Here is a 20145-nt window from a genome sequence, read left to right as displayed (position 1 = left end):
CGAGATCCGGCCACCCAGTAGGAATGCTTCAATGGATCGTTTTTGAGCCTTTGAGTTCATTCCGGCCGTGCGGGAAGGTGTTTCGATGGGCAACAGCGACGGCATGCTCACCCTCGACACCCTCCGCGCACTCGTCGACGCGGGCACGGTCGACACCGTGCTGGTGGCGATGACCGACATGCAGGGCCGGCTGCAGGGCAAACGCTGCGCCGCGCGGTACTTCCTCAACGAGGTCGTGGACCACGCCACCGAGGCGTGCAACTACCTGCTCGCCGTGGACGTCGACATGAACACGGTGGACGGCTTCGCGATCTCCTCGTGGGAGCGCGGCTATGGCGACTGCGTGCTGCGGCCCGACCTCGCGACTCTGCGGCTCGTGCCCTGGCACGAAGGCACCGCGATGGTGCTGTGCGACGTCGAATGGGTCGGGGGCGGCGACGTCACCGTCTCGCCGAGGCAGATCCTGCGCCGCCAGCTGGCGAGGCTCGCCGAGCGCGGGCTCACCGCGTACGTCGGCACGGAGCTGGAGTTCATCGTCTTCGACGACTCCTACGAGAGCGCCTGGCAGAGCGGCTACCGCGAGCTGCGGCCCGCCAACCAGTACAACGTGGACTACTCGATGCTCGGCACGGCGCGCGTGGAACCGTTGCTGCGGCGCATCCGCAACGCCATGAGCGGGGCGGGACTGTACGTGGAGTCGGCCAAGGGCGAGTGCAACCCGGGCCAGCATGAGATCGCGTTCCGCTTCGCCGAGGCACTGTCCACGTGCGACAACCACAGCATCTACAAGACCGGCTCCAAGGAGATCGCCGCGCAGGAGGGCAAGAGCCTCACGTTCATGGCGAAGTACAACGAGCGCGAGGGCAACTCCTGCCACATCCACATCAGCCTGCGCTCGGCCGACGGCGAGCCGGTGCTCGCCGGGGCCGGGCCGGGCGGTTTCTCCCCGCTGATGGAGCACTTCCTCGCCGGGCAGCTCGCGTGCCTGCGGGAGCTGACGTACTTCTTCGCGCCCAACATCAACTCCTACAAGCGGTACGTGCGTGGCAGCTTCGCGCCGACGGCGGTCGCGTGGGGCACCGACAACCGCACGTGCGCGCTGCGCGTGGTGGGCCACGGCGACTCGCTGCGCGTGGAGAACCGGGTACCCGGCGGCGACGTCAACCCCTACCTCGCGGTCGCCGCGCTCGTCGCGGCCGGGTTGCACGGGATCGAGAACGAGCTGCCGCTGGAGCCCGAGTTCCACGGCAACGCCTACGACAGCGACAGGCCGACCGTGCCCACGACCCTGCGCGACGCCGCGGAACTGCTCGGCGACAGCAAGATCGCCCGCGCGGCGTTCGGCGACGACGTGGTGGAGCACTACCTCAACGCCGCCCGCATCGAGCAGGCCGCCTACGACGCGGCGGTGACCGACTGGGAGCGCCTCCGTGGCTTCGAGCGGCTCTGACCCCGTCATCGGCATCTCCACCTACTCCGAGCGCGCGGCCTGGGGCGTGTGGGACACCGAGGCCGCGCTGCTGCCGCGGACCTATGTGGACTGTGTGGTCAGGGCCGGTGGGGTGCCCGTGCTGCTGCCACCGGTGGGCGAGGGCCACGAGCGCGCGGTGGCCGCCGTGGACGGGCTCGTGCTCGCCGGGGGCGCCGACGTGGACCCCGGCAACTACGGCGCCACGGCACATCCCGCGACGGTGTCCCGCCCCGAGCGCGACGCCGCCGAGCTGGCGATGCTGCGCGCGGCACTGGACCGCGGCATTCCCGTGCTCGCCGTGTGCCGGGGCCTGCAGGTGCTCAACGTCGCGCTCGGCGGCACACTCGCCCAGCACCTGCCCGAGCGCATCGGCGCGAGCGACCACCAGCCCTCGCCGGGCGTCTACGGCAGCACGGTCGTGACGCTGGAGCCGGGGAGCAGGGTCGCCGGGATCCTCGGCGAGGAGACCACGTGCCAGTGCTACCACCACCAGGCCGTCGACGTGCTCGCGCCGGGCCTGCGGGCGGTCGGCTGGGCGGGCGACGGGACCGTGGAGGCCGTCGAGTTGCCGGGGGAGCGCTTCGTGGTCGGCGTGCAGTGGCATCCGGAACAAGACGCCAAGGAGCTGAGGCTGTTCACCGCGCTGGTGAGGGAGGCGGCGAAGGCATGACGCAGACGTTCGAGGTGCGCAACCCCGCGACGGAGCGGGTGCTCCGCGAGGTGGAGCTGACCTCGGCCGAGCGGACCGACGCGGCGATCGAGCGCGCGCACGCGGCCCTGCCTGCCTGGCGGGCCGTCGCGCCCGGCGACCGGGCGAGGCTGCTGCGCCGCTTCGCCGACGCTGTGGACGCCGACGTCGAGAACCTGGCCCGGCTGGAGGTCGCCAACTCCGGGCACACCATCGGCAACGCACGCTGGGAGGCGGGCAACGTCCGCGACGTCCTGCACTACTACGCCGCCGCGCCCGAGCGCCTCATCGGCAAGCAGATCCCGGTGCCGGGCGGCGTGAACGTCACGTTCGCCGAGCCGCTCGGCGTGGTGGGCGTGATCGTGCCGTGGAACTTCCCGATGCCGATCGCGGGCTGGGGCTTCGCGCCCGCGCTCGCGGCCGGCAACACCGTGGTGCTCAAGCCCGCAGAGCTCACCCCGCTCACGGCCCTGCGGCTGGCGGAGCTGGCCCGCGAGGCCGGCATCCCCGAGGACGTCTTCCAGGTACTGCCCGGCAAGGGCGGTGTGGTGGGGCAGCGGTTCGTGGAGCACCCGCTGGTGCGCAAGGTGGTCTTCACCGGGTCCACCGAGGTCGGCAGGCGGATCATGGCGGGCTGTGCGGCGCAGGTCAAACGCGTGACCCTGGAGCTGGGCGGCAAGAACGCCAACATCGTCTTCGCCGACGCCGACCTGGAGCGTGCGGCCGCGACCGCGCCCTACGGCGTATTCGACAACGCCGGCCAGGACTGCTGCGCCCGCTCGCGCATCCTCGTGCAGGCCTCGGTGTACGACCGGTTCCTGGAGCTGCTCGAACCCGCCGTCAAGGGCGTCGTGGTGGGCGATCCCTCGCACGAGTCGACCGAGATGGGTCCGTTGATCTCGGCGGAGCACCGCGAGCGGGTCCGCGCGTACCTGCCCGACGACGCGAACGTCGCCTTCCGCGGCAGCGCGCCCGACGGTGCCGGGTACTGGTTCCCGCCCACCGTGGTCACGCCGAGATCAGCGACCGACCCGCTGGTGACCGACGAGATCTTCGGACCGATCGTCGCCGTGGTGCCGTTCGCCGACGAGGCCGAGGCCGTCGCGATGGCCAACGACACCGCCTACGGGCTCTCCGGCTCCATCTGGACCCGCGACGTGGGGCGCGCGCTGCGGGTCTCCCGCGGCGTCGAAGCAGGCAACCTCTCGGTCAACTCGCACGCGTCGGTGCGGTACTGGACGCCGTTCGGCGGGTTCAAGCAGTCCGGCCTCGGCCGGGAGCTGGGTCCGGACGCCGTCGAGGCGTTCACCGAGGTGAAGAACGTTTTCATCAGCACGGAGGAGCAGTAGATGTCTCAGCGGCTGGAGGGCAGGGTCGCCGTGGTCACCGGTGGTGGCAGCGGCATCGGGCTCGCGTCGGCGAAGCGCATGGCGAGCGAGGGCGCGCGGATCGTCATCGGCGACGTGGACGTCGCCACCGGCAAGGCGGCCGCCGAGGAGGTCGGCGGCGAGTTCGTACAGGCCGACGTCACGGTGGAGAGCGAGGTCGAGGCGCTGTTCCAGGCCGCGGCAGACCGGTTCGGCTCGGTGGACATCGCGTTCAACAACGCCGGCATCTCGCCGCCCGAGGACGACTCGATCCTCACCACCGGGCTGGAGGCGTGGCGCAAGGTCCAGGAGGTCAACCTGACCTCGGTGTACCTGTGCTGCAAGTACGCGATCCCGCACATGCGGCGGGCGGGAAAGGGCTCGATCATCAACACCGCGTCGTTCGTGGCGGTGATGGGCGCGGCGACCTCGCAGATCTCCTACACCGCGTCCAAGGGCGGGGTGCTGTCGATGAGCCGCGAGCTGGGTGTGCAGTTCGCGCGCGAGGGCATCCGGGTCAACGCGCTGTGCCCCGGTCCGGTCAACACGCCCCTGTTGACGGAGCTGTTCGCGAAGGACCCCGAGCGGGCGGCCCGGCGGCTCGTGCACGTGCCGATGGGGCGGTTCGCGGAGCCGGAGGAGATCGCCGCCGCGGTGGCCTTCCTCGCGAGCGACGACGCGTCGTTCATCACTGCGTCGCAGTTCCTGGTGGACGGTGGCATCTCGGGCGCGTACGTTACTCCCCTATAAGTCCATATCGAGGCTGTTCGAGCCAGGGCGGGAGAGCCCCCGTGCGACGGGGCACCGAAGGAGCAAACTCCCCACAATCTCTCAGGTACCGCTACCGCCCATGGTGAGGCCACTCTGGAAAGCAGGCTCTCGTAAGCCTCACCCAAGGTGAAAGCCGTGCTCACGTGCGGTGAAACTCTCAGGTGCCATGACAGAGGGGGAGTTCCCAGCACGGGACGGGTATCCCAACCGTGCGCGAGACAAGGAGCTCCTCATGTCGTCGACCTTCGCCGCCCGGCACATCGGCCCCGGTGAGCCCGAGCAGGCCAAGATGCTGGCCGAATGCGGGTACGGCAGCCTCCCCGCACTCGTCGCGGCGGCCGTACCCTCGGCCATCCGCACCTCGGGAGAACTGGACCTCCCGCCCGCCGCCTCCGAGGAGGAGGCCATCGCCGAACTGCGTGCCCTCGCGGCCCGCAACCGCCCGATGACGCAGCTCATCGGCCTCGGCTACCACGACACGATCACCCCCGCCGTCATCCGGCGCAACGTGCTGGAGAACCCCGCCTGGTACACGGCGTACACGCCGTACCAGCCGGAGATCTCGCAGGGCAGGCTCGAGGCCCTGCTGAACTTCCAGACCATGGTCGCCGACCTCACCGGCCTGACCACCGCGAACGCCTCGATGCTCGACGAGTCGACCGCCGTCGCCGAGGCCATGATGCTCATGCGCCGCGCGTCGAAGGCGAAGTCGCAGGTCGTCGTGCTGGACGCCGAGTGTCTGCCGCAGACGATCGCCGTGGTGCGCACGCGGGCCGAGGCCGTCGGCATCGAGGTGGACGTCCGCGATCTCACCCAGGGCCTGCCCGAGGAGTTCTTCGGCGTGGTCGTGCAGTACCCGGGCGCCTCGGGCGTGCTGCGCGAGCCGGGTTTCTACACCGGCATCGGCGAGGCCGCGAAGGCCGCCGGTGCGCTGTACTGCGTGGCCGCCGACCTGCTGGGGCTCACGCTGTTGACCCCTCCCGGTGAGTTCGGCGCCGACCTCGCGGCGGGCAACACCCAGCGCTTCGGCGTGCCGCTCGGCTACGGCGGCCCGCACGCCGGCTACCTCGTGGTGCGCTCCGGACTGGAGCGCTCGCTGCCCGGCCGCCTCGTCGGCGTGTCCATCGACGCGGGCGGCGCGCCCGCCTACCGGCTCGCCCTCCAGACGCGGGAACAGCACATCCGCCGCGAGAAGGCCACGAGCAACATCTGCACCGCGCAGGTCCTGCTCGCCGTGATCGCCTCGATGTACGCGGTCTACCACGGCCCCGACGGCCTCAAGCGCATCGCCGAGCGCGTGCACGGCCACGCCGCAGGGCTCGCCGCCGCGCTGCGCGGCGCCCGGATCGACGTCGTGCACGAGCACTTCTTCGACACCGTGCTCGCGCGCGTGCCGGGCCGGGCGGCGTCGGTGGTGGCCGCCGCCCGCGAGGCCGGGATCAACCTCGGCCGGGACGGTGACGACCACGTGCGGGTCGCCGTCGACGAGACCACCACGCCCGCGGTGCTCGACGAGGTCCTGCGGGCTTTCGGTGCCGAGGGGACCGTGCAGGGCGGCAGCGCGCTGCCCGAGGGCCTCTCGCGCACGAGCGAGTACCTGACGCACGAGGTGTTCCACACCCACCGCTCGGAGACCGCGATGCTGCGTTACCTGCGCGGGCTCGCCGACTCCGACTACGCGCTCGACCGGGGCATGATCCCGCTCGGTTCGTGCACGATGAAGCTCAACGCCACCACCGAGATGGAGCCGATCACCTGGCCGGAGTTCGCGGGCCTGCACCCGTTCGCCCCGGCCGAGGACGCCGAGGGCTACCACGAGCTCGTCGGCCAGCTCTCGCGCTGGCTGTGCGAGGTCACCGGCTACGACAGCGTCTCGCTGCAGCCCAACGCGGGCAGCCAGGGCGAGCTGGCAGGCCTGCTCGCGATCCGCGCCTACCACCGCGCTGCCGGGCAGCCCGAGCGCGACGTGTGCCTCATCCCGTCGTCGGCGCACGGCACCAACGCGGCGTCGGCGGTGCTCGCCGGGATGCGCGTGGTCGTGGTCGCCTGCACCGACCAGGGCGATGTCGACCTCGACGACCTGCGTTCCAAAGTGGACAAGCACCGCGACACGCTCTCGGCCATCATGGTCACCTACCCGTCCACGCACGGGGTGTACGAGACCGACATCTCCGAGCTGTCCCGCATCGTCCACGAGGCCGGTGGCCAGGTGTACGTCGACGGCGCGAACCTCAACGCGCTGCTCGGCCTGGCGAAGCCCGGCGAGTTCGGCGGCGACGTCTCGCACCTGAACCTGCACAAGACGTTCTGCATCCCGCACGGCGGCGGCGGACCCGGCGTCGGCCCGGTCGCCGTGCGCGCGCACCTCGCGCCGTACCTGCCCAACCACCCGCTGCTGCCCGCCGCGGGCCCGGAGACCGGGGTGGGGCCGATCTCGGCCGCGCCGTACGGCTCCGCGTCGATCCTGCCGATCTCGTGGGCCTACGTGCGCATGATGGGCGCGCAGGGGCTCACCAGCGCGACGCAGGTCGCCGTGCTCGCCGCCAACTACGTCGCCGCGCGGCTCGCCCCGCACTACCCGGTGCTCTACACGGGACAGAACGGGCTCGTCGCCCACGAATGCATCCTCGACCTGCGCCCGCTGACCAAGCAGACCGGCGTGACCGTGGAGGACGTCGCGAAGCGGCTCATCGACTACGGCTTCCACGCGCCCACGATGTCGTTCCCCGTCGCGGGCACGCTGATGGTGGAGCCGACGGAGAGCGAGGATCTCGCCGAGATCGACCGCTTCTGCGACGCGATGATCTCCATCCGCCGCGAGATCGACGAGGTCGCCGCGGGCCGCTGGCCGGTGGAGCGCAGCCCGCTGCGCGGCGCGCCGCACACCGCCGAGCAACTCGCCGGGGAGTGGGACCTGCCCTACGATCGGTCGCTCGCGGTGTACCCGGGCAAGACCGCGGCCAAGGGCAAGTACTGGTCGCCGGTGCGGCGCATCGAGGGCGCCTACGGCGACCGCAACCTGGTGTGCTCGTGCCCGCCGATCTCTTCCTACGAGGGCTGATACATGAAGACCGCACTGCACGAGGTCCACACCGGACTCGGCGCCTCCTTCACCGACTTCGCGGGCTGGTCGATGCCCGTGCGTTACTCCAGCGAGCTGGCCGAGCACCGCGCCGTCCGTGAGGCGGCCGGGCTGTTCGACCTCTCCCACATGGGTGAGATCGAGGTGACCGGCCCGCAGGCAGGCGACGCGCTCGACTACGCGTTCGTCGGCAGGCTCTCCGCCGTGAGGCCCGGCCGCGCCCGCTACACGATGATGTGCAACGCCGAGGGCGGCGTGCTCGACGACCTGGTGGTGTACCGGCTCGCCGACGAGCACTACCTCGTGGTGGCCAACGCGGGCAACGCCGCCGTCGTCTCGGCCGAGCTGACCGCGCGGGCAGGCGGCTTCGACGCCGAGGTGACCGACCGCTCCGCCGAGACGTCGCTCATCGCGGTGCAGGGTCCCGCCGCCGTCGACATCGTCGGCAAGCTCACCGACGCGGACCTCTCCTCGCTGAAGTACTACGCCAGCACGCCCGCCGTGGTCGGCGGGCAGGACGTGCTGCTGGCCCGCACCGGTTACACCGGCGAGGACGGCTTCGAGCTGTATGTGCCGGGCGAGCGCGCCGCCGCCGTGTGGCGCGTGCTCACCGAGGCGGGCGAGCCGCACGGGCTGCTGCCCGCGGGTCTCGCGTGCCGCGACACGCTGCGGCTGGAAGCCGGAATGCCGTTGTACGGCAACGAGCTGAGCACCGAGCTGACCCCCTTCCACGCCGGCCTCGGCCGCGTGGTGAAGTTCGACAAGCCCGGCGACTTCGTCGGCAGGGCCGCGCTGGACACGCGCCGCGACCCGGACCGCGTGCTCGTGGGCCTCAAGGGCAGCGGCCGTCGCGCACCCCGGCACGGCTACCGGCTGCTCGCCGACGGCGAGGACGTGGGCGAGATCACCAGCGGCGCCCTGTCGCCGACGCTCGGCTACCCCATCGCGATGGCTTACGTACTGCCCGCCCACGCCGAGCCGGGCACGGCCCTGTCCGCGGACGTGCGCGGGCGGGAAGAGCCCGTCGAGGTCGTCCCGCTGCCGTTCTACCGGCGCTCCTGAGTCTTTCTTTCTTCCTTCCCCCGAAAGGTCGTCATGCGCATTCCCGAGAACCTCAGCTACACCAAGGAACACGAGTGGGTCCGCCTCGACGGTGACGTCGCGACCGTGGGCGTCACCGCGTTCGCCGCCGAGTCGCTCGGCGACGTCGTCTTCGTGCAGCTGCCCGAGGTGGGCGACGCCGTGACCGCGGGCGAGTCCTGCGGCGAGATCGAGTCGACGAAGTCGGTCAGCGAGCTGTTCTCGCCCGTCAGCGGTGAGGTGACGGAGATCAACCAGTCCGTCGTCGACGGTCCCGAGGCCGTCAACGCCGACCCGTACGATCAGGGCTGGCTGTTCCGCGTGCGGACTGCGGACCTGCCCGAGCTGCTGGACGCCGCCGCCTACGCCGCACTGACCCAGGAGGACTGAGGAAGACATGAGCTCGTTCGACGCCGATCTGTCCACTGTAGACCCGGAGGTGGCCGCGGCCGTCGCCGCCGAGCTGCACCGCCAGCAGTCGACGCTGGAGATGATCGCCTCGGAGAACTTCGCGCCCGCCGGCGTGCTGGAGGCGCAGGGCTCCGTGCTCACCAACAAGTACGCCGAGGGCTACCCCGGCAAGCGGTACTACGGCGGGTGCGAGCACGTCGACGTGATCGAGACGCTGGCCATCGAGCGGGCCAAGGAGCTGTTCGGCGCCGAGCACGCCAACGTCCAGCCGCACTCCGGCGCGCAGGCCAACGCCGCCGCGATGGTCGCGCTCCTGCAGCCCGGTGACACGATCCTCGGGCTGGACCTCGCGCACGGCGGGCACCTGACCCACGGCATGAAGCTCAACTTCTCCGGCAAGCTCTACAACGTGGTCGCCTACCATGTCGACAAGGAGACCGGTCTCGTCGACATGGCCGAGGTCGAGCGCCTGGCCGCCGAGCACAAGCCGAAGCTGATCATCGCGGGCTGGTCCGCGTACCCCCGGCAGCTCGACTTCGCCGAGTTCCGGCGCATCGCCGACTCCGTGGACGCCAAGCTGATGGTGGACATGGCCCACTTCGCCGGCCTGGTCGCCGCCGGCCTGCACCCGAGCCCGGTGCCGCACGCCGACGTGGTGACCACCACGACGCACAAGACGCTCGGCGGCCCGCGCGGCGGTATCGTCCTCAGCCGCGCCGAGTACGCCAAGAAGATCAACTCGGCGGTGTTCCCCGGCCAGCAGGGCGGCCCGCTCGAGCACGTGATCGCGGGCAAGGCCGTGGCGCTGAAGATCGCCGCGAGCGAGGAGTTCCGCGAGCGGCAGCAGCGCGTGCTGGAGGGCGCCCGTATCCTCGCCGAGCGACTGTCCCAGCCGGATTGTTCCGACGCCGGGGTTCGCGTGCTCACCGGAGGAACCGACGTGCACCTCGTGCTTGTCGACCTCGTCGAGTCCACATTGGATGGCAAGCAGGCCGAGGACCGGCTGCACTCGATCGGGATCACCGTCAACCGCAACGCGGTGCCGTTCGACCCGCGCCCGCCGATGGTCACCTCAGGCCTGCGGATCGGAACGCCGGCACTGGCGACGCGAGGCTTCGGCGCCGACGACTTCACCGAGGTCGCCGACGTGATCGCGCTGGCGCTGCGCCCCGACTTCGACGAGGCGGCCCAGCGGGACCTGCGGGCACGCGTGGACGTGCTGGCCGAGAAGCACCCGCTGTACGCGGACAAGGGCTGAGTCCGCCCTACACTCGCGGGGAGGAAGAACACCGCGAGGAGGCACCGTGAGCGCTCAGCCCGGCAGGGACGTCGCCCACGGTGCCGAGGGCGGGATCAGCGCCGGCGAGGCGCTGTTCCGCCCCGTGCGGGCCGGCAACGCCTTCGAGGAGACCGTCGAGCGGCTGCTGCAGGCGGTGCGGCTCGGGGTGGTGGGCGCGGGCGAGCGCCTGCCGGCCGAGCGTGAGCTGGCCGAACGGCTGGGTGTCAGCAGGGTGACCCTGCGCGAGGCGATCAGGGCACTCGCCGACGCCGGGTACGTGGAGTCGCGGCGCGGCCGCTACGGCGGCACGTTCGTCAACGAGGTCCTGCCCGTGCCCCCTTCGCCGACGCGCGAGCGGGACCCTGGCGCGCTGGAGGACACCCTCGCGCTGCGGCACGTCCTGGAAACCGGCGCGGCGGAGCTGGCGGCGGCGCGCTCGCTCTCGCCCGCCGACCGGCGGCATCTCACGGGCACGCTCGCCGAGGCGTGCACCACCAGCATCGACGACTACCGGCGCCGCGACTCGCGCCTGCACCTGGCGATCGCGGAGGTCACCGGCTCGGCGTCGCTGACCTCCGCGCTCGCCGACGTGCGCATGCGCGTGAACCAGCTGCTCGACGAGATCCCGCTCCTGGAGCCCAACCTGGAGCACTCCAACGCCCAGCACGAGGCGATCGTCGACGCCATCCTGGCCGGTGACCCGGCCGCCGCGCGCGGCGCGATGGCCGAGCACGTGGAGGGCACCGCGTCGCTGCTGCGCGGCTTCCTGGAGTGACTCCGGTTCGCGAGTCGTGCGTTCCCGTTCGCGAGTCGTGCGTTCCCGACGCCGAGTTGTGCGTTCCGGGTCGCTCTCCGGCGCCGGAACGCACAACTCGCCGTCCTGAGCGCACGACTCGCGGTCCTGGGCGCACGACTCGCGGTCCTGGGCGCACGACTCGCGGTCTTGAGCGCACGACTCGCGGGCGTCAGCCGGTGACCAGGGCTATGGCCAGGCCGTCGTAGCCCTTGACGCCGACGGTCTGCAGTGCGGTGGCGTCCACGCGCGGCTCCGCGGCGATCAGCTCGGTCATGTGCTGGGTACCGCGCACGGACGGGTCCTCGCTGCGCTCGTCGGCGACGGCGCCGCCACGCACCACGTTGTCGATCACGATCACGCTGCCGGGCCTGGTCAGCTCCAGCGCCCACCGGAAGTACTCCGGGTTGCTGGGCTTGTCGGCGTCGACGAACACGAGGTCGAAGGGCGCCTCACCCTGGAGCTGAGGCAGGGTGTCGAGCGCGCGGCCGACCCGCAGATCGACGACCTCGGAAAGCCCGGCGTTCGCGAAGTTGCGGCGCGCGACCTCCGCGTGCGCCGGGTCGACCTCAAGGGTGACGATCTTGCCGCCGGCCGGCAGGGCCCTGGCGAGCCACATGGTGCTGTAGCCGCCCAGCGTGCCGATCTCCAGCACCGAGCGGGCGCGGGCGATGCGGGCGAGGAGGTAGAGGAACTTGCCCTGGTTGGGGGCGACGGCGATGGGCGGGAGTCCGGCGGCGTCACAGGCACGGAGCGCGTCGTCGAGTACGGGGTCGGGCGGGGCGAGGCGCGCACTGAAGTAGCCGTCCACCGCGTCCCAGATTTCCTGCGTCATGGGGCGAGCCTAGGGGACCGGGGCACGCCTTGAGCGTCCACAGTGGAACGCGCTGGTCACTCGTCTTCGGTCTCGGGTTCCTCGCCGGAGCGCGCCACCTGGACCACCGCGTCACGCAGTGCGGCGCGCAGGCGCCCGACGTCCAGCGGGGCGAGGACGGCGGCCTCACCCGGTGGTGCGACGAGCACCACCCGCTCGCTGCTGACGAAGACGGTCAGCTCCCGTTTCCTGCCTGCCAGGTCCCGGCAGGAGATCGCCCATTCATCCCGCACCGCCACGTCGATCGCCTCTCGTCTCGTCCCGGTGTTCTTCGTGCGTGCGACTGTGCGACGGGCGTGCCCCGCGACCATGACGCGAAAACCGCGAAACTGACATATCCGTTTTTCAGGCTCCGGTGTTACGCGCCGCGGGTGTAGCGTCGAGTGGCCCACGTCACGGCTTCCATCGGGGAGGGAACAGGGATGTCCGAGCCCAAGCGCATCGTCATCGTCGGTAGTGGACTCGCGGGTGCCACGGCCGCGGCCCGGCTACGGGAACGCGGCTACGCGGGTGAGGTGCTCGTGCTGGGTTCGGAGACCCATCGCCCGTACGAGTTACCGCCGTTGTCCAAGGGGCTCCTGCTGGGTGACACCGACGAGCCCGACTGGGTGCGCGAGGAGAAGTTCTACGCCGAGCACGACATCGACCTGCGCGGCGGCGTCACGGCCACGCGCGTCGACCCGGGGGAGCGGATCGTGTTCGACGCCGAGGGCGGTGAGCACCGGTACGACCGGCTGCTGCTGGCCACCGGATCGCGCCCGCGTTCGCTGCCCGTGCCGGGCGTGGACCTGCCCGGGGTGCGCACGCTGCGGACCCTCGACGACGCGCTCTCCCTGCGCTCGGCCTTTCAGGACGCCGCGCGGGTGGTGATCATCGGCGCGGGCTGGATCGGCACCGAGGCCGCGGCCGCGGCACGCAAGCACGACGCCGAGGTGACGGTGGTCGACCAGGTCACGCTGCCCCTGCGCACGGTGCTGGGCGACGAGGTGGCGACGGTGTTCCGTGACCTGCACACCGAGCACGGCGTGAACTGGCGCCTCGGTGCGACGCTCGCCGAGCTGACCGGCGACGCCGACGGTGTGCGCGGCGTGCGGCTGGGCGACGGCACGGAACTGCCCGCGGACGTGGTGCTCCTCGCGGTGGGCGTGGCGCCGAGGGTGGAGCTGGCCGAGACGGCGGGGCTCGAGCTGACCGGCGACCGCGGGGTCGCGGTCGACGCGGGACTGCGCACGGCGGCGCCCGACATCTACGCCGCGGGCGACATCGCCTCCCACTTCCACCCGCGCTACGGCCACCGGATCCGCGTCGAGCACTGGGCCAACGCCAAGAACCAGGGCGCGCACGTCGCCGCGAACCTGGTCGGCGAGAACGAGCCGTACCTGCGCAGCCCGTACTTCTTCACGGACCAGTACGACCTCGGCTGCGAGTACCGCGGCATCGCCGACCCCGCCACCGACGAGCTGGTGGTGCGCGGCGACCTCGCGAGCCGTGAGTTCATCGCGTTCTGGCTGCGCGACGGGCAGGTGACCGCGGCGATGAACGTGAACGTGTGGGACTACGGCGACGAGCTGCAGAAGCTCGTCGACGGCCGCGTCGCCGTGTCGGCAGGGCGGCTACGCGACGCCGACCTCGGCGAGCTGGTCTGAGCCACGCCGCCGGGCGAGCGTGCCGACGCTGAGCAGACCCAGCCCGGCGAGTGCGGCCATGAGCAGCGCCATCGGCAGTGCCGAGTCCCCGCCGGCGAGCCCGGCGAGGGGCGAGGTCAGCCCGCCGACGGTGAACTGCAGCACGCCCAGCAGGGCCGACGCCGACCCGGCCAGCTCCGGGTGGTCGGCGAGCGCGAGCGACGTCGCGTTGGGCATCACGAACCCGGCACCGGCGACCGCGACGAACAGCGGCGGCAGCACCCCGCCCAGCCCGAGCCCGGACAGTGAGGCGACGACCATCGCGAGCGCGCCCACGGTGCCGGCCAGCAGCCCGGTGACGAGCAGCGTGTGCTGGCGGAACCGGCCGACGAGCCTGCCGTTGACCTGGCTCGCCAGCACGAGCCCGACGGCGCCGCCGCCGAAGACGAGGCTGTACTGCTGCGGGCTGAGGCCATAGGCGCCCTGGAGCACGAACGACGACGCCGAGATGTAGGTGAACATCGCGGCGAACGACAGCCCGAGACCGAGCGCGTAGCCGACGAAGACGCGGTCGCGCAGCAGGCTCAGGTAGCCGCGCAGCACGCTCGCGGGTCTCGCGGGCCTGCGCCGGTGCGCGGGCAGCGTCTCGGGCAGGGCGAACGCGGCGACGATGAGCAGCAGCGCGCCGAACGCGGCCAGCGCTCCGAAGATGCCCCGCCACGACGTCAGCGAGAGCAGCTGCCCGCCGAGCACGGGCGCGAGGATCGGGGCGAGCCCGGTGACCAGCATGAGCATCGAGAAGAACCGGGCCATCGCGATGCCGGAGAACAGGTCGCGCACGGCCGCGCGGGCGATCACCATGCCGGCCGAGGCGCCGAACGCCTGGAGGACCCTGGCCGCGATCAGCAGCTCCACCGAGGGACTCACCACGCACAACAGGGACCCGACGACGAACAGCGCGACGCCGGCGAGCAGCGGTTTGCGCCTGCCGAACGCGTCGGACAGCGGGCCGAGCACGAGCTGACCCGCGCCGACGCCGAGCACGAACGCGGCGAGCGTCAGCTGCAGCGTGGCGTCGCCGGCGTGCAGGTCCCGCGCCATCGCGGGCAGCGCGGGCAGGTACATGTCGATCGACAGCGGGCCGAACGCGGTGAGCCCGCCGAGCACGAGCGCGTAGCGTGCGGTGCGCATTCGTTTCGGGGAGGTCACTGGCTGTTCGACGTCCGTGCTCGCGCTCACGGGAGTAAAGAACTTGCGTGCCGGTACTAAATATTCCGGGGGAGGCCGAGATACTCCGTTCAGCCTATTGAGTTAATGAAACCTCGGGTTCATTGTCTAGCACGTTTGGACCCGTGGGGGCACCTCGAGCGAACGACCCCGGCGAGGAGGCGCGCGATGGTTCTCGATGAATGGGCTGACGTGCCGGTGGCCTTCTGACCGTGGCGGGGGCGGCCGCCCGGCGAGGTGTCCTATCGTCGATGGCCCGTTGCGATGCCGAACCGAGGAGTCCGCGTGGCCGATCTCGCCGAGCAGCTGGCGCGAGCCCTCGTCGGCCGGCTCGACCAGCTCGCTGACGAGCTCGTCGCCGACATCCTCGCGGAGAACCCCGGCTACCACGACGCCGCGCTGGTCACACTCGCCGAGCTGCACAGGTCGTGCCGCGCCAACCTGGAGCGCGTGCTGCAACTGCTCGGCGACACGGTTCCCCGGGGCGAGGACGCCTACGACGCGGCGGCCGTCACCGGCTCGCGCAGGGCCGAGCAGCGGGTGCCGCTGGACTCCGTGCTGCGTTCGTTCCGGCTCGGCGGGCGCGTCCTGTGGCGGGGGCTCGTGCGGATCGGGAAGGAGAGCGACGACATCGACCGCGACCGGCTGCTCGACCTCGCGACCACCTTGTGGACGGTGGTGGACGAGGCGTCGTCCGTCGTCGCGCGCGCCTACCGCGACACCGAGCTGCAGCTGCGCAGGCTCGACGACCACCGGCGGCAGTCGCTGGTCGGCGACCTGCTGCGCGGCCGTGGCCGGGAGGCCGGCTTCGCCGCGCAGGCCGCCGCCGAGCTGGGCCTTCCCCCCGACGGCGCCTACGTGGTGTTCGTGGCCGACTCGGCCGCCGACGGCACGCCCGGGCTCGCCATGCCGCAGGACACCCTTGCCGGTTACGGGATCCGGTCGGTCTGGGAACCGAGGGACCGGCACACGGTCGGCCTGGTGGCCCTCGAACGCCGCGCCGTGGGCTGCGTGCTGGGGCTGCTGCGCGGAGGGGCGCGGGCCCGCGTGGGCGTGAGTCCGGAGGTCCAGGGGCTCGCGGAGATCGGCGTCGCGCACGACCTGGCGCTGCTGGCGCTGCGCACGCTCCCGTCCGGAGCGGCCGGGCTCGCCGTGCTCGACGAGCGGCTGCCCGAGGCGCTCGTCGCCCGCTCACCCGAGCTGGCGCGGCGGCTCCGTGCGGGCGTGCTGGGTCCGCTGTTGCGGCTGCCGGGGAACGAGCGTGACGTGCTGCTCGAGACGCTCGCGGCCTGGCTGGAGACCAACCGCTCCGCGGCGGCCACGGCCGCGCGGCTCTACTGCCACCGCAACACCGTGCTCAACCGGCTGCGCAGGCTGGAGGCCGTGTTCGGGCACTCGCTCGACGACCACCGGACCGCGCTGGCCCTGTCGCTCGCCCTGATCGCCCACCGCGACGGCGCGCGCTGACACCGGGGCGCAGTGAAGGTGGCCTTCACTGCGGTCGGCGGCGCGGGCTCAGTACCAGGCGGTGCGGACGTCGACGGGGCGCACCTTCGCCGTGGCGCCCTTCCGGTTGGGCATCGTCCACACCGGTTCGGCGACGTCGGGCAGCCCGTAGAGGAAGTCGGCGTGACCGCAGCCGTACGTCGGCGGGTCACCCTCCAGCGACGGCGGGTCGCCCTTCAGCCCGATCACGCGCGCGCATTCGCGGCCGTCGGCCAGCTCGATGAACCACGGCGTCGCCTCCGGCGCGGGCGCCGCCGGCGCGGCGGCGGGCGGGACGCCGGGAACCACGGGCGTGTTGTCCTCGATGAGCGTCAGGCGCACGGCCTCCTTGCGCGCCGGGTTCTGCACGCATACGGCGACCTGGGGCACCTGCGGGGGCCCGAGGAAGCACGGGTCGTGCAGCACCTGCAGCTCGCTGGTGCAGCGGCGCGCGACCGGGTTGGCGACCACCACCACCGAGGGCGAGCAGATCGCCCGCACGTCCTCCAGGATCGTCAGCTCCGGCGAGATCTCACCGGTTTCGGTGAACGGGTTGGTCACGATCGCCTGCGTGGCCGTGACCGGTGCCGTGGCGCGCGGCGGCTCGTCGTTGCCGGTGCAGGCGGCCAGGACCAGTAGCAGCATCGCGAGCCCTGGCCCCCACCTCAGCGCGTTGTGCCGCACGGACCGACGCCTCCCGTCCTCAGGCGCGCCACCTTCCGGCGCGCGATCGCCGGTTGCGAGCCTAGCCCGATGGGGTGCCGCCGAGCCCGCCTCCCCCGTGCCCGCCGCCGCGCCGCCGACACGCGCGCCGAAATAGGAGCAGACTGGAGGGACGCGTCCCAGTTCGCCCAGGGGAGGGCACTCCGATGGAGCATTCCCGCATCCTCGCCTTCGCCGCCGTGGGGCTCGGCATCGTCGCGGCCATCGTCGCCTCCGACGCGTGGTGGTTCTTCCTCGGCATCATCGCCTTCGTGCTGCTGTTCCTCACGGGAGAGGTCTCCGGCGACTGACGACCTGTGCCGAGATCGTCAGGAGGTCAATCCACAGTAGACGTAGCCAGCCCGATGATCTCGCCCAGCCGTTGCTGGTCGCTCGCGGGCAGGCGCCGTTCGGCGTGCAGCATCCGCGCCGCCTCCGCCAGGTGCCGCCGGTCGCCTGCGGAGCCCGTGTCGCCGTAGTAGGCGGGCAGCAACAGGCACAGGGACCGCAGGTCGCCGCGTGCGCAGAGGTCACGCAGCAGCGCCTCGGCACCGGCCGACGCGGCCGACGGTTCGAGCGCGCCGGTGCCGCGCAGGCCGTCGGCGATGCTGTAGCGCAGCCAGTCGCGGTAGGGCCCGGCCGGCACGTCGGCGAGGTGGCGTGCGGCGAGGCGGAAGTGCTCGCCTGCGGCCGCCCGGTCGCCGAGGTCGCGGTGGCAGCGGCCAAGGTTGGCGTGCAGCGACGCGTAGAAGCCTGCCACGCGCTCGTCGCCGACGCGGTCGGCCAGCCGCAGGCACTCCGCGTTCCAGTGCAGCGTCAGCTCGGGTGTCGGCTGGTGCCGGGCGAGGTAGTGCGCGGCGACGCACGCCTCGTAGTCGTCGGTCGCGGCGGCCCACGCCTGCTCGAACAGGGCTCGGGCGGCGTCGTCGTCACCGCTCGCCTCGGCGGCCATGCCCTCTGCGCAGAGGCGCACGACGGGGTTGTCCGGGTTCACGGGCGGTTGTCCTTTCCGGGAAGGGCGACGGGCATGACGAGGGTGGTGAAGCTGCCCTGGTCGGCCGAGCGCGCCACCACGGGGCGGTCCGGGGCGGCGATCTCCAGCAGGACGTCCGGCCCCACACCCGCCTCCAGCGCGGCACCGAGCACCGCCGGGTCGAACGCGATCCGCACCGGCCCCGCGCACACGGCGGGCAGCGTCACGTCGCCGACCACGAGCTCGTCGGCGCGAACATCGAGCAGGACAGAGCGGACGCGACCCGCGAGCGCGTCGCGCAAAGCGGCGCGGCCCGTGAGCACGCGGTGCACCGGTGCGTGGAGGGCACGCAGCATCTCGCGGTAGGCGGGGAAGACGCCGTCGGCGCCGGGCAGCGGGTGGGCCTCGCCATCGGCGCGAAGACACGGGTCCGGTCCCGCCTCGATCGTCACCTCGGGCCTGCGGGTCGCCCACGCCGCGGCCGTCACGAGCGCGCCGGAGGGCACCAGCAGCTCGGCCGGTCCGCCGTCGGCGGCCAGCGGCCGTAGTTCGCGCACGGCGAGCCGGTAACGGTCGGTGGCGACCAGGCGCACCTGGGCGTCCGCGAGCTCGACGAGCACGCACCGCAGCTCGGGGAACTCCCCGTCGCGGGCCGCGGCGGGCACGACCTGGCGCACGGCACTGGCGAGCTCGGGGCCGCCGACGCGGACGCGGACCGGGCCGGACGGCGGCAGGCCACGCAGCAACGCGCCGAGCGCGGCGTGCGCGGCGTCGGACTCCGCACGCAGCCTTTCGGCGTGCGCGGTCAGCACCTCCCGTGCCGTCCCGGGAGAGCCGTCGAGCACCGCCGTGACGTCGGCGAGCGGAACCCCCGCGGCCCGCAGCCCGCGCAGGTGTACCGCCCGCTCCACCTGGTCGTCGCTGTAGTAGCGGTAGCCGGTGAGCGGGTCGACCCTGGCGGGGGCGAGGACACCGCAGTCGTCGTAGAAGCGCAGGGCGCTCGGGGTGAGGCCGACGCGGCGCGCGAACGCGCTGATGCTGTGCATGCGGTGATTCTGGGCGTTCGACCGACTCGAAGGTCAACAGGCGGTTTCCGCGTAGGATCGCGCCACACGAGGACGTGGGCGACGCGGGAGGTGCACGTGGCCGAGCGGTTCGGCTTCTACCAGAACGAGATCTACCTGCAGGGCTACGGCGGGACGGCGCCCGCGTTCACCACCGACGCCACCCGGCTCGAGGACTCGGCCGCGAAGGTCATGGCACCGGAGCCGTTCTGGTACGTGGCCGGTGCCGCGGGCTCCGGTGCGACCAACCGGGCCAACCGGGAGGCGTTCGACCGCTGGAAGATCGTGCCGAGGATGCTCACCGACGCCACCGAGCGCGACCTGTCGACCACCGTGCTCGGCACGCCGATGCCGGCGCCGGTGCTGCTCGCGCCCGTGGGCGTGCAGTCGATCGTGCACCCCGACGCGGAGCGCGCCACCGCGAGGGCCGCCTCCGCGCTCGGGCTGCCCATGATCCTGTCCACGGCCTCGTCCACGAGCATCGAGGACGTCGCCGCCGCCTCTGGCGAGCGCCCGCGCTGGTTCCAGCTGTACTGGCCGAACGACCCCGAGGTGTGCGGCAGCATCCTGCGCCGAGCCAAGGAGTCCGGCTACACGGCGCTCGTCGTCACGCTCGACACGTGGACGCTCGCGTGGCGGCCGTGCGACCTCGACAGCGGCTACCTGCCGTTCCTCAAGGGTGAGGGCATGGCGGTGGCGCTCACCGACCCGGTGTTCCGCTCGCGGCTCGACAAGGCGCCCGAGGACGATCTGCCCTCCGCGGTGCTGCGCTGGATCGGCATGATCACGGGCACCGACCGCGCCTGGGACGCGCTGCCGTTCCTGCGCGAGCACTGGGACGGGCCGATCGTGCTGAAGGGCATCCAGCACGTCGACGACGCCCGCAGGGCGGTGGACGCCGGAATGGACGGCGTGGTGGTGTCCAACCACGGCGGGCGCCAGGTGGACGGGGCGGTCGCGTCGCTCGACGTGCTGCCGGAAATCGTGGCCGCGGTGGGCGACCGCATCGAGGTGCTGTTCGACTCGGGCATCCGCACCGGTGCCGACGTGCTCAAGGCGCTCGCGCTCGGTGCGAGGGCGGTGCTGCTGGGCAGGCCGTACGTCTACGGGCTCGCGCACGGCGGCGAGGACGGCGTGCGGCACGTGCTGCGCAGCCTGCTCGCCGATTTCGACCTGACGATGGGGCTTTCCGGGCATCGGCGGGTCGCCGAGCTGAGCGGCTCCGTGCTGCGCAAGGCGTGAGAGCGCGGCGG

General features: G+C 72.2%; 19 protein-coding genes and 1 riboswitch. Of the genes, 13 read left to right on the top strand and 6 right to left on the bottom strand.

Annotated elements, in window-relative coordinates:
* The first annotated feature begins 85 nt into the window (after positions 1-85).
* From BA062_RS31380 to BA062_RS31340, 9 genes are all read left to right on the top strand, one after another.
* Positions 86-1450 carry a glutamine synthetase family protein gene (locus tag BA062_RS31380; protein ID WP_245960096.1) on the top strand — a complete coding sequence of 455 codons (1365 nt, stop codon included), beginning with the start codon at positions 86-88 and terminating at the stop codon, positions 1448-1450.
* Entirely contained in the window at positions 1431-2141 is a 711-nt protein-coding gene (locus tag BA062_RS31375; RefSeq protein WP_110342742.1) for a gamma-glutamyl-gamma-aminobutyrate hydrolase family protein, read from the top strand. The genes BA062_RS31380 and BA062_RS31375 overlap by 20 nt, the downstream gene beginning before the upstream one ends.
* Positions 2138-3508, top strand: coding sequence for an aldehyde dehydrogenase family protein (locus tag BA062_RS40345; RefSeq protein ID WP_110342741.1), 1371 nt, complete (start codon positions 2138-2140; stop codon positions 3506-3508). Before BA062_RS31375 ends, BA062_RS40345 begins: the two co-directional genes overlap by 4 nt.
* Positions 3509-4276, top strand: coding sequence for a 3-oxoacyl-ACP reductase (locus BA062_RS40340; RefSeq protein WP_110342740.1), 768 nt, complete (start codon positions 3509-3511; stop codon positions 4274-4276).
* Between the two features lie 104 nt (positions 4277-4380).
* A riboswitch (glycine riboswitch) is annotated at positions 4381-4480 on the top strand.
* A 49-nt stretch (positions 4481-4529) separates the two neighbouring features.
* Positions 4530-7358 carry an aminomethyl-transferring glycine dehydrogenase gene (gene gcvP / locus BA062_RS31360; RefSeq protein WP_110342739.1) on the top strand — a complete coding sequence of 943 codons (2829 nt, stop codon included), beginning with the start codon at positions 4530-4532 and terminating at the stop codon, positions 7356-7358.
* A gap of 3 nt (positions 7359-7361) precedes the next feature.
* Positions 7362-8441, top strand: coding sequence for a glycine cleavage system aminomethyltransferase GcvT (gene gcvT / locus BA062_RS31355; protein ID WP_110342738.1), 1080 nt, complete (start codon positions 7362-7364; stop codon positions 8439-8441).
* A 33-nt stretch (positions 8442-8474) separates the two neighbouring features.
* Positions 8475-8849, top strand: coding sequence for a glycine cleavage system protein GcvH (gcvH, locus tag BA062_RS31350; protein ID WP_110342737.1), 375 nt, complete (start codon positions 8475-8477; stop codon positions 8847-8849).
* A gap of 7 nt (positions 8850-8856) precedes the next feature.
* A complete protein-coding gene (glyA, locus tag BA062_RS31345) occupies positions 8857-10128 on the top strand; it encodes a serine hydroxymethyltransferase (RefSeq protein WP_110342736.1) in 1272 nt (423 codons plus the stop codon).
* A gap of 46 nt (positions 10129-10174) precedes the next feature.
* Positions 10175-10924, top strand: a complete 750-nt coding sequence (locus tag BA062_RS31340; RefSeq protein WP_245960095.1) for a FadR/GntR family transcriptional regulator — start codon at positions 10175-10177, stop codon at positions 10922-10924.
* Positions 10925-11114: 190 nt separating this feature from the next.
* On the opposite strand, the gene BA062_RS31335 is transcribed toward BA062_RS31340, so the two are convergent.
* Both BA062_RS31335 and BA062_RS31330 read right to left on the bottom strand, forming a co-directional pair.
* Complete coding sequence (locus tag BA062_RS31335) at positions 11115-11777, bottom strand: O-methyltransferase (RefSeq protein WP_110342735.1); 663 nt, start codon at positions 11775-11777, stop codon at positions 11115-11117.
* A gap of 56 nt (positions 11778-11833) precedes the next feature.
* On the bottom strand, positions 11834-12055 hold the full coding sequence (locus BA062_RS31330) for a hypothetical protein (RefSeq protein WP_110342898.1): 222 nt from the start codon (positions 12053-12055) through the stop codon (positions 11834-11836).
* A gap of 183 nt (positions 12056-12238) precedes the next feature.
* Here BA062_RS31330 and BA062_RS31325 point away from each other — a divergent pair, with 183 nt between their 5' ends.
* The gene (locus BA062_RS31325; protein WP_110342734.1) at positions 12239-13462 is read left to right on the top strand and encodes an NAD(P)/FAD-dependent oxidoreductase; all 1224 of its coding nucleotides are present in this window, start codon (positions 12239-12241) and stop codon (positions 13460-13462) included.
* On the opposite strand, the gene BA062_RS31320 is transcribed toward BA062_RS31325, so the two are convergent.
* Positions 13430-14632 (bottom strand): multidrug effflux MFS transporter, encoded by a 1203-nt coding sequence (locus BA062_RS31320; protein WP_110342733.1) that lies wholly within the window; start codon positions 14630-14632, stop codon positions 13430-13432. The two genes, BA062_RS31325 and BA062_RS31320, sit on opposite strands and share 33 nt — an antisense overlap.
* 321 nt (positions 14633-14953) lie before the next feature.
* On the opposite strand from BA062_RS31320, the gene BA062_RS31315 reads away from it, so the two are divergent.
* Complete coding sequence (locus BA062_RS31315; RefSeq protein ID WP_110342732.1) at positions 14954-16135, top strand: PucR family transcriptional regulator; 1182 nt, start codon at positions 14954-14956, stop codon at positions 16133-16135.
* A gap of 48 nt (positions 16136-16183) precedes the next feature.
* Here the strand turns inward: BA062_RS31315 and BA062_RS31310 are convergent, their stop codons facing one another.
* The gene (locus tag BA062_RS31310; protein ID WP_110342731.1) at positions 16184-16798 is read right to left on the bottom strand and encodes a hypothetical protein; all 615 of its coding nucleotides are present in this window, start codon (positions 16796-16798) and stop codon (positions 16184-16186) included.
* Positions 16799-17022: 224 nt separating this feature from the next.
* On the opposite strand from BA062_RS31310, the gene BA062_RS40015 reads away from it, so the two are divergent.
* Complete coding sequence (locus BA062_RS40015; protein WP_168214145.1) at positions 17023-17166, top strand: hypothetical protein; 144 nt, start codon at positions 17023-17025, stop codon at positions 17164-17166.
* A 26-nt stretch (positions 17167-17192) separates the two neighbouring features.
* Here BA062_RS40015 and BA062_RS31305 read toward each other — a convergent pair whose 3' ends face one another.
* Positions 17193-17849 (bottom strand): hypothetical protein, encoded by a 657-nt coding sequence (locus BA062_RS31305; RefSeq protein WP_210407050.1) that lies wholly within the window; start codon positions 17847-17849, stop codon positions 17193-17195.
* Complete coding sequence (locus BA062_RS31300; protein ID WP_110342730.1) at positions 17846-18874, bottom strand: DNA polymerase III subunit beta family protein; 1029 nt, start codon at positions 18872-18874, stop codon at positions 17846-17848. The genes BA062_RS31305 and BA062_RS31300 overlap by 4 nt, the downstream gene beginning before the upstream one ends.
* 96 nt (positions 18875-18970) lie before the next feature.
* Here BA062_RS31300 and BA062_RS31295 point away from each other — a divergent pair, with 96 nt between their 5' ends.
* Complete coding sequence (locus tag BA062_RS31295; RefSeq protein ID WP_110342896.1) at positions 18971-20134, top strand: lactate 2-monooxygenase; 1164 nt, start codon at positions 18971-18973, stop codon at positions 20132-20134.
* The last annotated feature ends 11 nt before the right edge of the window (positions 20135-20145 follow it).

Origin of the sequence: Prauserella flavalba, from assembly GCF_003202235.1 — a bacterium.
In the GTDB taxonomy this organism is placed as follows: Bacteria; Actinomycetota; Actinomycetes; order Mycobacteriales; family Pseudonocardiaceae; genus Prauserella_A; species Prauserella_A flavalba.
Note: the sequence above shows the minus strand (reverse complement) of the source record. Positions and strands in the feature narration are given on the sequence as shown.